Genomic DNA, 13146 nt, shown 5'->3' with positions numbered 1-13146 from the left:
GGCGTTCAGCTCCCCGTCGGCCGGACGAGCGCGGCGGCCGTGCGCAGCAGGATGCAGACGTCCTGCCACAGCGACCAGTCGTCGATGTACGCGTTGTCGAACCGGGCGCGGTCCTCGATGGAGGTGTCGCCGCGCAGCCCGTGGATCTGGGCGAGCCCCGTGAGGCCGGTCCGCATGCGGTGGCGGGCGGCGTAACCGGGATGGGCCTGGCTGAACATGGCGACGAAGTAGGGCCGTTCGGGGCGCGGTCCGACCAGGGTCATGTCGCCCCGGAAGACGTTCCACAGCTGGGGCAGCTCGTCGAGTGAGGTGCGGCGAAGGAAGCGGCAGAAGCGGCTCATGCTCCGTTCGTCCGCCACGCTCCAGCGGATCGCGGCCTCATGTGGGTCGGCCGGGCGATGGGTGCGGAACTTCAGCAGTGTGAAGGGGCGGCCGTCCTTGCCGACGCGCTCCTGGCGGAAGACGACCCGCGGCCCTTCGCTGATCCGCAGCACGATCGCGCAGATGAGCAGCACCGGGCCGGTCAGAAGGAGAAGCGCCCCGGAGACCAGGACGTCGAGGACACGCTTGGCGGGGCTGCCGGGGCGTTGGCCGGCATCCAGGCGGCGGCAGGAGAAGCCGGCGATCCGCTCGCGCGGGGCCCGGCGGAAGTCCGTGCGCCCGGCCTCGTCGTACGCGGTGCTCTCTGCCCGGCCGTAAGCCGGTACGGCCGCGTCGACCTCCCAGAGCTCGCAGCCCGCATCGGACAACTGCCGTAGCAGCGCGCAGTGTTCGCCCGTGGCGCCCACGATGAGCACGGCCCGGACGCTGTTCTGGATGACGGCCCGCTGCACCTCCTCGACGGTGCTGAGCACCGGCAGTCCCTCGCCACCGGCCGCGTCGTCGGCGAGGACGCCCACGGGCCTGAGGCCGCATCCGGGGTGGCGCAGGAAAGCGGCGGCCACGCGTTGGGAGGTGGCGGCCGGGCCGGCCACGAGGACCGGGGCGGGGTGGCGGACCAGTGCCCGGCGGCGGCACCAGTGCACGGCGCCGCGGCCCGCCCCACTCGCCGCCGTCTGCAGGACGCAGCCGGTCAGCAACGTGCGGGCAGACAGGGTGTACGCCGGGGAGAGCGCCGCGACCAAGGCCCCGAGCGCGCACCAGCTCACGGCAATCCGGGCGCAGACAACCGGGAGTTCGTCGAGGACGGCGGGTACGGCGGCGGGACGGTACAGCGCCGCCCGGGCGTTCAGACAGAGGACGGCGAGAAGCAGTGGCGCGGTCAGCAGGGGAAGCGGGAGTGCGAGGGCGGCGGTGAGCGCGGCGGCTGCGTCCGCAGCGAGCAGGGGCAGCCAGGGGGCGCGCCGCGCCGCGGTCCGCTGTGCGGTGGGGAGCCACGGGCCGTCGGCGGCTTGGCGCGGGGGGATGACCGAGACGGGAGGGTGTCCGTGCTCCGCTGGTCGGCCGCCGGGAGGGGGAAGGGTACGTTCAGCGGTCATGAGCGGATGCGCTCCCTGCACTCGGTGTGTTCCGCGCGGTGGGCCACTGTGCTCCCGGCGTCGAGGAGTTCGCGGTAGAGGTCCGCGACCGCCTCGGCCGAGTACCGCACGTCGTGCGCGGTCAGTACGTGGCGGCGCCCCTGGTGGCCGAGCGACTCACGCAGCGACGGATCGAGCAGCGTCCTGGTGAGCGCGTCGGCCAGCGGGCGCGGCCGGCCGGCGGGCACCAGACAGTGCGCCCGGTGACCGGGCGGCAGGCTCTCGCGCGCTCCGGCCACGTCCGTGACCACCACGGCACGCCCGCACGCCATCGCCTCCAGCGGCGCCAGCGCCATGCCCTCCCAGCGGGACGGCAGCACCACCAGATCGGCGGCCTGGTACCAGGGGACGGGATTGGCGACGGCCCCGGCGAACAGCACTCCCTCGGACGCGTGGTGCCGCAGCCCTCGCTCCTGCGGCCCGTCCCCGACGAGCGCCAGCCGGGCCCCGGGCACTCGACGCAGCACCGAAGGCCACGCCTCAAGCAGCACGTCCTGCCCCTTCTGCCGGCACAGTCGCCCCACGCAGACCACCAGCAAGGCCGCCGGATCGAGGCCGGCGAGCGGTGCGAGGGCGGCGCGTACGGCGTCGTCGGCGGCGGGGCGGAAGCGAGCCGGGTCGATACCGTTGGGGATCACCCGCCAATTGGCGCGTACCCCGGCCCGCAGGCCTCTGAGGTGCTCTGCCTCGCTGACGCACACCACGCCGGCGGTCCATCGCGCCCCCCACCGCTCCCACGCCGTGGCGACCGCCGCCGTGAGCCCGCCGACCGCCTCGAACGACCAGGCATGCGGCTGGAACACGGTCGGGATGCGCCCCCGCACCGTCAGCCGGGCGGCGAGCCCGGCCTTGGCGCTGTGCGCGTGCAGCACATCGGGCCGGACCTCATCGACGACGCGCGCGAGTCGGTGTACCTCACCGGGAAGCGACGGTCCCGGTGCCCGTGTGGCGGGCCAGTGCCGTACGTCCGCGCCGAGTTCCCGCAGTGCCTGCCCGAGGCCGCCTTCGGGGCACGCGACCGTGACGACGAAACCGGCCGCCCGCTGCGCGCGTACCAGCTCGGTCACGACGCCGGCGACGCCACCGTCCATCGGTTGGGTGACGTGGAGGACGTGCGGCGCGGTACCCCGTCGGGTGGTGCCGCGCGATGCTCCGGAAGGCCGGCCGGTCATCACCGGGCGGAACGACCCGGACGGCGGCGGCCCCGCCCTGACGGGCCGTCGGGCAGGGGGATCCCCGTGCGTGTCGTCAAGCAAAGTCCCCGGGAGAGACGCATGACCGGCGTTGCCCTTTCACAGGAAAAATCAGGATTCCGATGGGTTCGGCGCGTCACTTTAACCCGGCATTCGCGATGTATCGGACAAGGTGGACAGGCGTGTTGCGATCGGGTGATCCGGCGCCGGCGCCCCGTCCGGCCGTGCTTCTTCGCGGGCCGTCCTCCATGGTCCCGGCGGTTTGCGGTCGCGGACTGTGCGCCGAACGTGGATGGAGTGGTGGGCCTCCCGGTGTGGCGCCTGACCAGTGAAGACGCATCCCCCAACAGGCTGGCTGTTACGCAGAGCGTTCGAGCGGTTGCGAAGTGGAGTCACTCGTTTCATGGTGGACGCAAGCCCCTACGCACTCCCTGTGAAAGGAACCTCCATGCCCGTTTTGTCTGTGCGGCGCATCGCGTCGTCCGCGCTCTGCGCCACGCTTCTGCTCGGCGTCACGGCCCCCGCCGCCCTGGCGGACGACACGGCGCGCGACCGCACCCACGAGGCAGCGCCCCTCCCCAATGCGGAAGTCCTCCGTGGGCAGGTCAAGCAGCTGAACGATCTCGGCACCATGACGACCCAGGTCACCGCGCTGGTGGACGCCGTGGCCCAGGCCGACAATGGCCAGCTTTCCGCCACGGAGGCGACCAGGCTCGGCGACGCCGCCAAGGCAGCCATCACCAGAGCCGCCTCCACCATGGCCTCAACGACCTCGACGACCCCCGCCACTCCCGCGGCGCCGAATGCCCCGACGGCGTCGACGAACCCGGCGGCCGTGCCGCCGTCGCTGGCGGCCAGCCCGGCGCGTGCCGACGCGAAGGTGCCCGCCGACGCCGTGGGCGACGCGCTCACCGCCCTGCAGGATGCCCTCAAGGAGGTTCTCGAGGCCGTCACGTCCGGTGACCCGACCAGCGTGCTCCCCGCGGCCACGTCAGTGGTGGGAGCGCTCGGGGGAGCCGTCCTCGCCATCCTCGGCCAGTTGAATCTGCCTCTCCCCAGCCTGCCCGTCCCGCTGCCTTCCTGAGGGCTCGTGGCCGTGCCTGAGGCGAAGCAGGCGCGCGGCCCTGACGCCGTACCGGCCCCGCGGCGGGCCGGTACGGCGTCCGTTTTGGCGGCCGGATCATGCCTTTCCCCTGTTCATGCGAGGATGCGAAAGGCGGATAAGACATGCCCATCATTCGGGTGAGCTTCCGTGTGAGCCGCCGGAATTTCTGTGTTCGGGGTTTCCGTTGCGCCCGGGGCTCGTTGGGGACGGTGAAGCAATTCCCCCTGGTGACTTTCGAGTTGCCGCAGAAAGGAACACGATGAAGTCTCTGAAGGCTGCCGCCGTCGTAGTCGGGTCCCTGATCGTGGCCGGTGCCGCCACCCCCGCCTTCGCTCTCGACGGCCCGGACGTCGGTGCCTCCGCCGTCACCGGAACGGTGGGCAAGCTCGCGAACCGGGTCGACGACCGGGTGGAAAAGCACCAGCCGGAGCTGCTCAACACCAAGAGCAACGGTGTCGTGTCCAGGACCGCCAAGGGCGCCAACAGCACCCTCGACCAGGCGGCCCACGGTCAGCTGAGGACGAACGCCCTGTCCCTGTAGGGCTGAGCCGTACCTCCACGCGCTTCGCCTCAGGCGGTCGTTCGTGCTTCATCCCGGGCTTTCCGCCGGGCCTTTGTGTCGGCGCCTGCCGGCGCCTCCGGGTCGATTCCGCCCCCGTGCGGGATCGGCCCGGAACCGTGTGCCGCATGGTGACCGGAAAACCGTGCCGTATTTCCACGTTGACGCGTTCGGGTGCGTCGAACCAGTGCCTCTCCGGATGAAGAGGAAACAGACATTGCCACACAGCAAACCGCCCCGCCCGCCGGCGGGGAACACCGCGGCCGACTCCATGAGCCCTGCGGCCGGGGCACCCGCCGTTCACCACGCCAAGCCCACGGGACGGCGGCGGGTGGTGCTGGGGTTGTTCGCGTCGGCGGTCGGGGCGGCGCTTTCGCCGGCTCTGGTGGTGTCGGGTTCGGCCGGGTCGGGGGAGGTGTGGTTCGACGAGACGTATCGCGGGCGTCGCATCGTCGGCTCCCGGCACGGCTCCGGGCAGCTCGGGGGCGCCGGCCACCCCGCATGGCACGTCACGGTGGATGGCAGGCCGCTGCACCTGATGCGCCGGGCGGACGACAGTTGGATGACCGAGGTCGAGCACTACCGGTCGTATCCGACTCCGCTGGCCGCCGCGCGTGCGGCCGTCGACGAACTCGGCCCGTCCGAACGGCTGCGCGCGCCGGACCACATGCACGGCCGTACGAACGGCACCGGCATGCCGGGCGGGGAAGAGGGAGTCAGGAGGGGGCATCACAGTGGTGTACACGCGTAAGGACGTCAGCACGCTCACCCGGTCCGAGCGGCGCCGGTTCGTCAACGCGCTGCTCGAGCTCAAACGGCGCGGTGAGTACGACGAGTTCGTGCGCACGCACATCGAGTACTACACCTCCGACGGTGAGACCGGACTGCGCGCCGCCCACATGACTCCCTCCTTCCTGCCCTGGCACCGCATGCTCCTGCTGGACCTGGAGCGTGCCTTGCGCCGCGTGGACGAGTCGGTCACCGTGCCGTACTGGGACTGGACGCGCAACCGCACCCCGACGGCCCTGCCGTGGACCGAGGACCTGCTCGGTGGCACCGGGCGGCGTTCCGACCGGCAGGTCATGTCCGGCCCCTTCGCCTACCGCAACGGCAAGTGGACGATCAAGGTGGGCGTCACGGACACCGACTACCTCACCCGCGACCTTGGCCGCGCCCGGGACCCGATCACGCTGCCCAGGCCCGACGACGTGGAAGCGGTCCTCGACGATCCCGTCTACGACAAGGCGCCCTGGAACTCCACGTCCACCAAAGGGTTCCGTAACAAGCTGGAGGGGTGGGGGTCCGGGCAGGGCCCTACTTCCTGGCATACCCACAACCGGGTCCACCGCTGGGTCGGCGGCCACATGGTGGGCGGCGCATCCGTCAACGACCCCGTCTTCTGGATGCACCACGCCTTCATCGACCTCCTCTGGACCCGCTGGCAGCGGCGGCACCCGGGCGCCCACTATCTCCCCGCGAAACCGCTCGCGCGGGGGGACGCCCAGCGGGGCCGGGTCGTCGCGCGGCACGAGAAGATGCCGCCGTGGGACGTCACACCGAACGAGGTGGAGGACCACAGCCGGATCTACCGGTACGCGTAGCCCGTACGTGCTACGTGCGGGGGCGTTGCGCGTATGCCGAGGCCTTCCGAGGCCTGCGCCTCAGTGGGGCGAGAGGAGCCGCACGGGCGAACCGGCCAGGTACGCCTCGATGTTCTCGACCGCCTGGCCGTAGTACGTTGCGTAGTTGGCTTGGGACACGTAGCCGAGGTGCGGGGTGGCGAGCAGGCGGGGGGCCGTGCGCATCGGGTGGTCGGCGGGCAGGGGCTCGACGTCGAAGACGTCGACGCCGGCGCCCGCGATGCGGCCCTCGTGCAGGGCGGCGAGCAGGGCGTCCTGGTCGACGATCGCCGCGCGTGAAGTGTTGACCAGGTACGCGGTCGGCTTGAGGAGGGCGAGTTCGGCGGGTCCGATCAGGCCGCGGGTGCGGTCGCTGAGCGCAAGGTGGACGGAGACGAAGTCGCTGCTCGCCAGCAGGTCCTCCTTGGAGGGAGCGAGTTCGACGCCGAGCTCGTCGGTGCGCTCCTTGGTGAGGTTCTGGCTCCAGGCGCTGACATGCATGCCGAAGGCGAGGCCGACCTGGGCCACCCGGCTGCCGATCTTCCCCAGGCCCAGTAGTCCGAGGCGGCGGCCGTGCAGGTCGGCCCCCACGGCACTCTGCCAGGAGCCGCCGGAGCGCAGGGCGTTGCTCTCCTCGACGATGCCGCGGGCGAGGCCCAGCAGCAGCGCCCAGCTCAGTTCGACGGGCGGGGTGGAGGAACTGGCCGTGCCGCACACGGTGACGCCGTGCGCCTCGGCGGCGTCGTAGTCGATGACGGAGTTGCGCATGCCCGAGGCGACGATCAGCTTCAGCCGCGGCAGACGGGCGATCAGCGCCGCCGGGAAGGGCACGCGTTCCCGCAGGGTGACCACGATGTCGAAGTCGGCGAGGGTGGCGGCCAAGGCGTCCTCGTCGGCGAGGTGGGTGTGGAAGGGGACGACCTCCACGTCGTCCGCGACCGGTGACCAGTCGGCGACCTCGGTCGCCACCTGCTGGAAGTCGTCGAGCACAGCGCAGCGCAGCCGCACGTCGGTCCCTCTCCGCGGTGGGGGCATCAGGAAATCCGACTGTACGTCGAGGCTGGCGATGCGGTTCCGCGCTCGTGCCGGCCGTGCTGGTCGTCGGCGTGTTGCTGAGCGCCTGGGCGACCGAGGAGATCGGGCTCCAGGCGGCGTTCGGGGCCTTCGCCTTCGGCGCGATCGCACCCCGTCGGCAGATCGAGCCGCAGTAGGTGGTAGAGGGCGGTGCGGAGACGGGCCAAGGCATGGCCGGGCTCGTCGAAGGCCCGCGTGGAGACCTCTGCGTAGCGCTCGGGGGTGTGTTCGCGTAGGGCGTCCTCGATCTGCTCGCGCAGGTTGCCGTGCGGGTCGAGGCGGGGGGCCAGGGCTGCCATGGTGTGGGCGGCGGTGTCAGGCACGGCGTCGGCGCCGAATGCGGCGAGTAGCAGCGGTGTGCCGCAGGACGCGCCGTACAGGCTCACCGAGCCGTGGTCGCCGACCAGCACATCGGCCGCGACGAGAGCGGGGCGCCAGGCGTGCACGGCAGGCATCAGCATCAGCCCCGCGTCCAGGGCCGACGCTTGGAGTGCGCGCAGTTGCCAGGCGCCGTGCGCCGACCAGACGTTGGGGTGGACGATGGCGCCGACCTTGTAGTTGTCGTAGGGGAGTTGGGCGAGGAGGCGGGCGGGCAGGTCCGGCTGGGTGCCGAGGAGGGAGGTCGGCCCCCAGGTCGAGCTGACCATGACCAGCCGCTGGCCCTCCGCGACCCCCAGAGCCTCGCGGTAGGCGGCCCGCATCGCTCGGCTGGCGGTCAGCTCGTCGAAGCATGGGTCGCCCACCAGGAGCGTGCGCCCCGCGGCCTTGGGATGTGTGGCGAGCAGTTGCTCCTCCTGCGACGGATGGGAGATGGCCAACCAGGCCCGGCCGGATTCGAGCAGTGCGTCCGGGACGACACCGGACAGTCGCTCGCGCGGACCGCGTGAGTCCGGTACGAGCTTCTGGAACCCCACGCCGTGCGGCAGGATCAGCACCGGGCAGTCGCCCTCCGGTAGGTCGACGTTCTCGCTGGCGGACAGGATGAGATCGGGGGTGATGTCGGCCAGTTGCTCCCAGGGCATGACTCGGCAGCCGGTCTCGCGCAGGACATCGAGGACGCCCGCGCCGAAGGCCGAGGTCGGGTCGTACGCGAAGACGACGGTGACACGGTGGTCGTCGCGCAGGAGAGCGGGGAGCGATTCGAGGACGCGTACGGTCGAGGTGACCGTGCGGGCGGCGACCACGAGGGTGCGCTCGCCGTGGAAGGTGCTCCACGGTAGGCATCCCGCCCTATCGGAACCCGGAGGGGTGCCTTACCGAACATGGCGTCGCCCCCCGGCCGAACACCGGAGACCGCTCAGCCGGCTCGCGGGTCGCGGGTCGCGGGTCGCGGGTCGCGGGTCGCGGGTCGCGGGTCGCGGGTCGCGGGCATAGTCATCTATCACACCTCAAGCCGCGGTTCCACCCCTCATGCCGGGACCATCTCTCTGGTCGTGAACGGATACACGGTAACCAGCGCGTGGGTCTGCGCCGAAGCGGGGCAGCCGCCCGCATCCCGAGGGGTCACGGCGATCCGGCGAGGTGCTGCTGCAATTCCACGTGCCGGAATTCGTAGGAGCCGCCGATCTGTCGCAGCACGCAGCGCAGGTGCGCGTCTTCCAGGAAGGCGAGAAGTCGGAAGGGCGTTCGTCGGAGCAGCCCGTGCCACAGACACGCCAAGACGAAGGGACCGCACGCCGTGCGAGAGAAGGCGACAGGGACACCGATCGCCAGGCCGATGAACAGGGCTGGCGCCAGTAGCTGTTGGGTGGCGGGCAGCAGCAGGTCGCCGAGTTCCACTTGGCGAGGGATGTCTTTGTCGTAGGCGAAGAAAAGCCCCAAGAACACGGCGAAGAGCAGGGGGAGCGCGAGACCCCAGCTCATCACGTGTGCGAGGAAGGCCTGGCAGTCGTGCCGCAACAGGTCACGAGGCGTGACGGGGCGTTCCAGGTCGGCCGTACGCGAGCTCCAGGAGAACAACGCTCCACCGACGAGCGCGAGGACGGAAGCGTGGATCACGTACACCGTCGCACTGGATCCGACGGATCCTTGCTGGATTTGGGCCTCGGCCCAGGCCAAGCCGGACACCGCGCCGATTCCTGCCGGTATCCATCGCCAACGCCAGCGCAGTCCGACCGCGGGGGACCGGATGAAGGACATGTCGTTGAGTGCTGAGCGGGTGAACGCGACGAAGAGCGCGGACAGGACCGCCGCCATGAGAAGGGGCTTCAAGCCATCCTTGGCGAGCGGCAACCAAAGTGCGCCGCATGCCAGTGCGATACCCCAGGTCAGGCGATCGCGTACGCGTGGAGTGAAGTGGTGGAGCTTCCACCAGGAAAGATCTGTACCGGTTCCGACGACCGGCTCGGTGTCCCGTCGGTACCGCGCGAGGATACGCAGCGTCCGGGCGGCTCTGGCTTCGCCCCAGGGTGAATCGGAATGCCCTCCTGTGTTCCGGTACACCGCAGGTATGAATCCGGCGAACAAATGGGCCCGAACGGCGGCCTCGGTAGGGAACCGCATCTGACTACACAGTTCGGAGGGGGCTGATGAGCGGAGTGCTGCGGGGCGGTGCTCGTACACCGTCCGGCACAGGAACAACGCCAACGGGGTTTTGAGGGTTCGCCCGACCGGGGTGTCGGTCCCCAGCAGAGCACATAGCTCGTCCCAATCCCCCTTCTTCTGACGAAGGAATTGCTCTGCCTGCTCTGCCGAAACGGGCTGGAGCACGATGCCTGCTGCTCCCTTGAGAGGGCTGCCCACGCTACTGACAACAGCCCGGTACGCCGCCGGACGGCTGGCGAGGATGATTCGGTCTCCGGTTCTGAGAGAGCGGTTTATGTTCTCCAGCACCCCGGCTTGCGCACTTGCCGGAAGTTCGTCGAACCCGTCGAGAACGGGAACGACGAGTCTCTCTCGCAGCAGGGCCTCAGCGCGGTTGATGCTTTTCGGGTACGGAGTGGGCGCGGGGTGCGCGAGCGTCGGTTCTATCGCCGTCAGATACGACGCCATCCAGGCATTGAGTCCGACCCCTTGCAGAGGCCAGTGACTCATGGGGAAACGCACATGGACGACGCCGCCCGGCGGCCGGTCCCGCAATGTGTCGTAGACCAGCCGTTCGAGCAGCACGGTCTTTCCCGAGCCCTCGTCACCGAGCACCACCAGCCGGCCGGTGGGAACCTGCTCCCGGAGAATGGCGCCGAGTGAGGCGGCTTCACCGGCGAGTGTGTCCGCCGCTACGCTCGCCTCAGCGTTGCCGGCGGCGGAGGCCATGGCACGGACCTCGGGCAGGCCCACTGTCAGGCCCCCGTTCTCATCGACCCACGAGACGGACATCGCGTAATCATCATTGAGCCTGTGGATGTCCTCCGCGGTCTCCCACTGCTGCCGCACACGTTGCGCGAGAGCGTCGGCGAACTCGGCCACCGGTCGTTCCCGATCGGTCTGCCACTTGCCGGACAGTAGGCCCCACAGGGAGACCAGCAGACCGGCAACGCTGGCGAACAGGGCCAGGCGGTCGACGAGCGTGTCGCTGCCGTCTCCGTCCGCTACAGCGTCGTACGACCAGAGCGCGGCGGCGAGACAGGCGAGCGAGGTGACGGCGTAGACGAAGAGCAGCCCCCGTTGTCCTTTACGCATGGCAGTGATGGTGCCAGAGGCTTCGGGGGTGACTTCTGGGTTTTCCGCAGCTCAAGGTACGGCCTACGGCCGCCAGGTGTCGGAGCTATTGCGAGCGTACGGTGCGGTGTTGCGAGAGTGGCCATGACCTCGGCGTATCCGTACCGGCACCGGCCACCAACGACCGTGTCCGGGGCGGCGCCGTGCGCCAGGCCGCCGGGGCACGGCGTCGGTCCTCCGGCCGCGCTGTCGGGGTGGTGTACGCCGTGACCACGTGACCCCTTCCGGACCATCACTCACAGCCCTCTGCACGTGGCCACGTGGACATCCGCTTCAGTCGCGTGGGTCCCGCTCCCGCTCGCCGCGATCTCACGCTTTACCAATTGAGGTACTTAGGTACCATGGTGTTGAGGTGATGGTCATGACGGTGGCAACGAAGGCGGGGCGGCAGGCGCCGCTGAAGGTCGACCCGGAGATCGACAAGCTGATCAGCCAGGGTGCCCATTTCCTGGGACTGACCAAGAAGGACCTCGTCGCCGAAGCGGTCCGGGCCTACCTGGAACAGCGCCGGGAGGACCTGCGTGCGGGCATGGTCGAGGCGCTCCAGGTGCTGGACGGGTCTTTGAAGTCGGACGTGATGCTGCTGACCGGGCTGACCGCGGAGGAGATCGACGCGGTCGGCGGGATCGACGAGTAGCGAGAGCCGGGAACACGAAAAGATGCGACCAGCCCGTCCCACGCTGCGTTGCCTGCGCGAGGATCTGGAACTGCCCCTGCCCCCGGTCACCGTGCCGCTGGACGAGATCGAGCATCCGATCCTGGCGAAGGCGGCGGAGCAGTTCGCCGATGTCGAAACCAAGCATGAGCGGATCCGCGCCGTCGATGATCAGATGCTGTTCAAAGTGAAGGTGCAACGGTGGCGCGGTGCGGTCTGGGTGGGTGACGATCTGCCCTGGCTGGTGGCGGCCGGGCGGCGCAAGGACGGCTCGGGCGACGACTTCTATGCCGCGCTGGAGGCGGACGCCAAGGCGGCCCGGGCTCGCTACAACGCCGTCCACGCCGACGGGTTGAAGACCTCTGCCTACACCGCGCACCTGTTGCCGACTCGTGAGGACCACGTTCGCTACCGGGCCGAGGCTGCAGTCCGCTTTGTGCGGCGACTGCGCGCGGCCATTCTGGCGCTGGCCCGGGCGACCTTGCGGGACGGCCGCGAACATGCCCAGGACTTCGACACGTTCACCCTCGGGTTGCAGGTTCGTGCGGACGAGGGGCACGAGACCTATCTCGCCATCCGTATCACCGGTTCCGTCCCCGCCAACCTCACCGCCGTGATCCTCAGCAACGTCCCGGGCTGCGACAAAGACGGCTGGTATCCCGAATACGCCCTGCCCGAACGGGACCTGCTGCCCGCCGAGCAGGCCTGGTCCAACCTGATGGATCCGCGCGAGGCGGCCAAGGTGCTGGGCGGCGACGGGACCTGACAGTGCGCGGGTCATCCCAGTTCATACCGGGGCAGGGGTTCGTGAGCTCAAACTCGGAAACTACACTGTGTAGTTCGGGGCCGGCCTTGGCCGAACTCGGTCCTACGGGGGGCGGTGGGAGTCGCTCGTGGGCCTTACGTTGCCGCGGCGAAGCGAGTCAAGGCAGCCCGTCGGTATGGGCGGCGGCCTGCGCCGGTATGCGACGCCTGATCGGCGCCTCCCGTGCTGAGCGCCAACCCCTCTGACCAGGTCGTGGTCACCAAACGTGAGGGGTGCTTGCTGGAGTTCACCCCCTGCGGCACGAACCTGCGGGATGCACAGAAGCGCGGAAATCTTCATCTACCTGCAGCGATGCCCCGCAAAGAGTCGGGGACGCCCTGCGGCACAGCGCGCAGCATGCCCACGAGAGGAAGGGCCGTCGGTAGGCCATGCGACCCACCTGGCCTGCGGAAACACACTGTGTAGCGGTGCGCCCCCGGCGGGGCACCGACAGCATCTGTACGGGCCTGGATGGGCCGTGAGCTGGTTCTTTCCGGCACAGTCACGGTACCGCAGGTAAGCCGGCGCCGTCGTAGGGGTGGTTCCCTGTGAGCGCGCCGAGCGAAACGCCGCGTGGTTCGCGCACGCAGGACGGCTCTCCGAGCGGCGCAGGTACGGGTGCCCGGGCCGAGGTGTGGGTGCGGCGTGGTTGTGCGTTGGTGGTGGCGTCGGTTGCCGGGTACGCCTCGTATGTGCATCAGCGGGAGTTCGCCTTGCAGGGTGGGGCGGATGTGGTGAGTGCGACGTTGTGGCCGTTGTCGGTGGATGGTCTCTTGTTGCTGGCGACGGTGGGGTTGCTGAACTCGTCTCCGAGTGTGGGGCGTCGGGCGCGGACTGTGGTGTGGCTGGCCTTTCTGCTCGGGATCGCGGTGTCGTTGGCGGCGAATGTGGCGGCCGCTCCGGCGCTCGCATGGCGGCCGATGTTGGTGGCGGGCTGGCCTCCGGTCGCCCTGTTGCTGTCG

General features: G+C 70.1%; 11 protein-coding genes and 1 pseudogene. 7 read left to right on the top strand and 5 right to left on the bottom strand.

What is annotated here, in order from left to right:
- Positions 1 to 5: 5 nt before the first annotated feature.
- Together OHU89_RS18980 and OHU89_RS18975 are read right to left on the bottom strand one after the other, a co-directional pair.
- Positions 6 to 1478, bottom strand: a complete 1473-nt coding sequence (locus tag OHU89_RS18980; protein WP_405644411.1) for an exopolysaccharide biosynthesis polyprenyl glycosylphosphotransferase — start codon at positions 1476 to 1478, stop codon at positions 6 to 8.
- Positions 1475 to 2608 (bottom strand): glycosyltransferase, encoded by a 1134-nt coding sequence (locus OHU89_RS18975; protein ID WP_405644409.1) that lies wholly within the window; start codon positions 2606 to 2608, stop codon positions 1475 to 1477. The genes OHU89_RS18980 and OHU89_RS18975 overlap by 4 nt, the downstream gene beginning before the upstream one ends.
- Positions 2609 to 3158: 550 nt before the next feature.
- Here OHU89_RS18975 and OHU89_RS18970 point away from each other — a divergent pair.
- From OHU89_RS18970 to OHU89_RS18955, 4 genes are all read left to right on the top strand, one after another.
- Complete coding sequence (locus OHU89_RS18970) at positions 3159 to 3794, top strand: hypothetical protein (RefSeq protein ID WP_405644407.1); 636 nt, start codon at positions 3159 to 3161, stop codon at positions 3792 to 3794.
- Between the two features lie 280 nt (positions 3795 to 4074).
- Positions 4075 to 4356 carry a hypothetical protein gene (locus tag OHU89_RS18965; RefSeq protein WP_405644405.1) on the top strand — a complete coding sequence of 94 codons (282 nt, stop codon included), beginning with the start codon at positions 4075 to 4077 and terminating at the stop codon, positions 4354 to 4356.
- 289 nt (positions 4357 to 4645) lie between these two features.
- Entirely contained in the window at positions 4646 to 5125 is a 480-nt protein-coding gene (locus OHU89_RS18960) for a tyrosinase family oxidase copper chaperone (protein WP_405644403.1), read from the top strand.
- A complete protein-coding gene (locus OHU89_RS18955; RefSeq protein WP_405644401.1) occupies positions 5109 to 5975 on the top strand; it encodes a tyrosinase family protein in 867 nt (288 codons plus the stop codon). Before OHU89_RS18960 ends, OHU89_RS18955 begins: the two co-directional genes overlap by 17 nt.
- Positions 5976 to 6035: 60 nt before the next feature.
- On the opposite strand, the gene OHU89_RS18950 is transcribed toward OHU89_RS18955, so the two are convergent.
- From OHU89_RS18950 to OHU89_RS18940, 3 genes are all read right to left on the bottom strand, one after another.
- Positions 6036 to 7001, bottom strand: a complete 966-nt coding sequence (locus OHU89_RS18950) for a D-2-hydroxyacid dehydrogenase family protein (RefSeq protein ID WP_405644399.1) — start codon at positions 6999 to 7001, stop codon at positions 6036 to 6038.
- Positions 7002 to 7027: 26 nt separating this feature from the next.
- Complete coding sequence (locus tag OHU89_RS18945; protein ID WP_405644397.1) at positions 7028 to 8251, bottom strand: hypothetical protein; 1224 nt, start codon at positions 8249 to 8251, stop codon at positions 7028 to 7030.
- A gap of 319 nt (positions 8252 to 8570) precedes the next feature.
- On the bottom strand, positions 8571 to 10685 hold the full coding sequence (locus OHU89_RS18940) for an NACHT domain-containing protein (protein ID WP_405644396.1): 2115 nt from the start codon (positions 10683 to 10685) through the stop codon (positions 8571 to 8573).
- 400 nt (positions 10686 to 11085) lie between these two features.
- Here OHU89_RS18940 and OHU89_RS18935 point away from each other — a divergent pair, with 400 nt between their 5' ends.
- The 3 genes and pseudogenes from OHU89_RS18935 to OHU89_RS18925 all read left to right on the top strand — a co-directional run.
- Complete coding sequence (locus OHU89_RS18935) at positions 11086 to 11361, top strand: hypothetical protein (protein ID WP_405644394.1); 276 nt, start codon at positions 11086 to 11088, stop codon at positions 11359 to 11361.
- A 91-nt stretch (positions 11362 to 11452) separates the two neighbouring features.
- Complete coding sequence (locus tag OHU89_RS18930; protein WP_405644392.1) at positions 11453 to 12145, top strand: hypothetical protein; 693 nt, start codon at positions 11453 to 11455, stop codon at positions 12143 to 12145.
- 587 nt (positions 12146 to 12732) lie between these two features.
- A pseudogene (locus OHU89_RS18925) lies at positions 12733 to 13098 on the top strand (DUF2637 domain-containing protein); the annotation flags it as partial.
- Positions 13099 to 13146: the final 48 nt, after the last annotated feature.

This window comes from Streptomyces sp. NBC_00019 (genome assembly GCF_045041015.1).
In the GTDB taxonomy this organism is placed as follows: domain Bacteria; phylum Actinomycetota; class Actinomycetes; order Streptomycetales; family Streptomycetaceae; genus Streptomyces.
The sequence above is the reverse complement of the archived record's forward strand: the minus strand, read 5'-3'. Positions and strand labels throughout refer to the sequence as shown.

Coding starts and splice junctions, on each gene's coding strand:
- OHU89_RS18940 (WP_405644396.1), bottom strand. CDS start 10,685: ATGCGTAAAGGACAACGGGGGCTGCTCTTCGTCTACGCCGTCACCTCG.
- OHU89_RS18970 (WP_405644407.1), top strand. CDS start 3,159: ATGCCCGTTTTGTCTGTGCGGCGCATCGCGTCGTCCGCGCTCTGCGCC.
- OHU89_RS18965 (WP_405644405.1), top strand. CDS start 4,075: ATGAAGTCTCTGAAGGCTGCCGCCGTCGTAGTCGGGTCCCTGATCGTG.
- OHU89_RS18960 (WP_405644403.1), top strand. CDS start 4,646: ATGAGCCCTGCGGCCGGGGCACCCGCCGTTCACCACGCCAAGCCCACG.
- OHU89_RS18935 (WP_405644394.1), top strand. CDS start 11,086: ATGACGGTGGCAACGAAGGCGGGGCGGCAGGCGCCGCTGAAGGTCGAC.
- OHU89_RS18980 (WP_405644411.1), bottom strand. CDS start 1,478: ATGACCGCTGAACGTACCCTTCCCCCTCCCGGCGGCCGACCAGCGGAG.
- OHU89_RS18975 (WP_405644409.1), bottom strand. CDS start 2,608: ATGGACGGTGGCGTCGCCGGCGTCGTGACCGAGCTGGTACGCGCGCAG.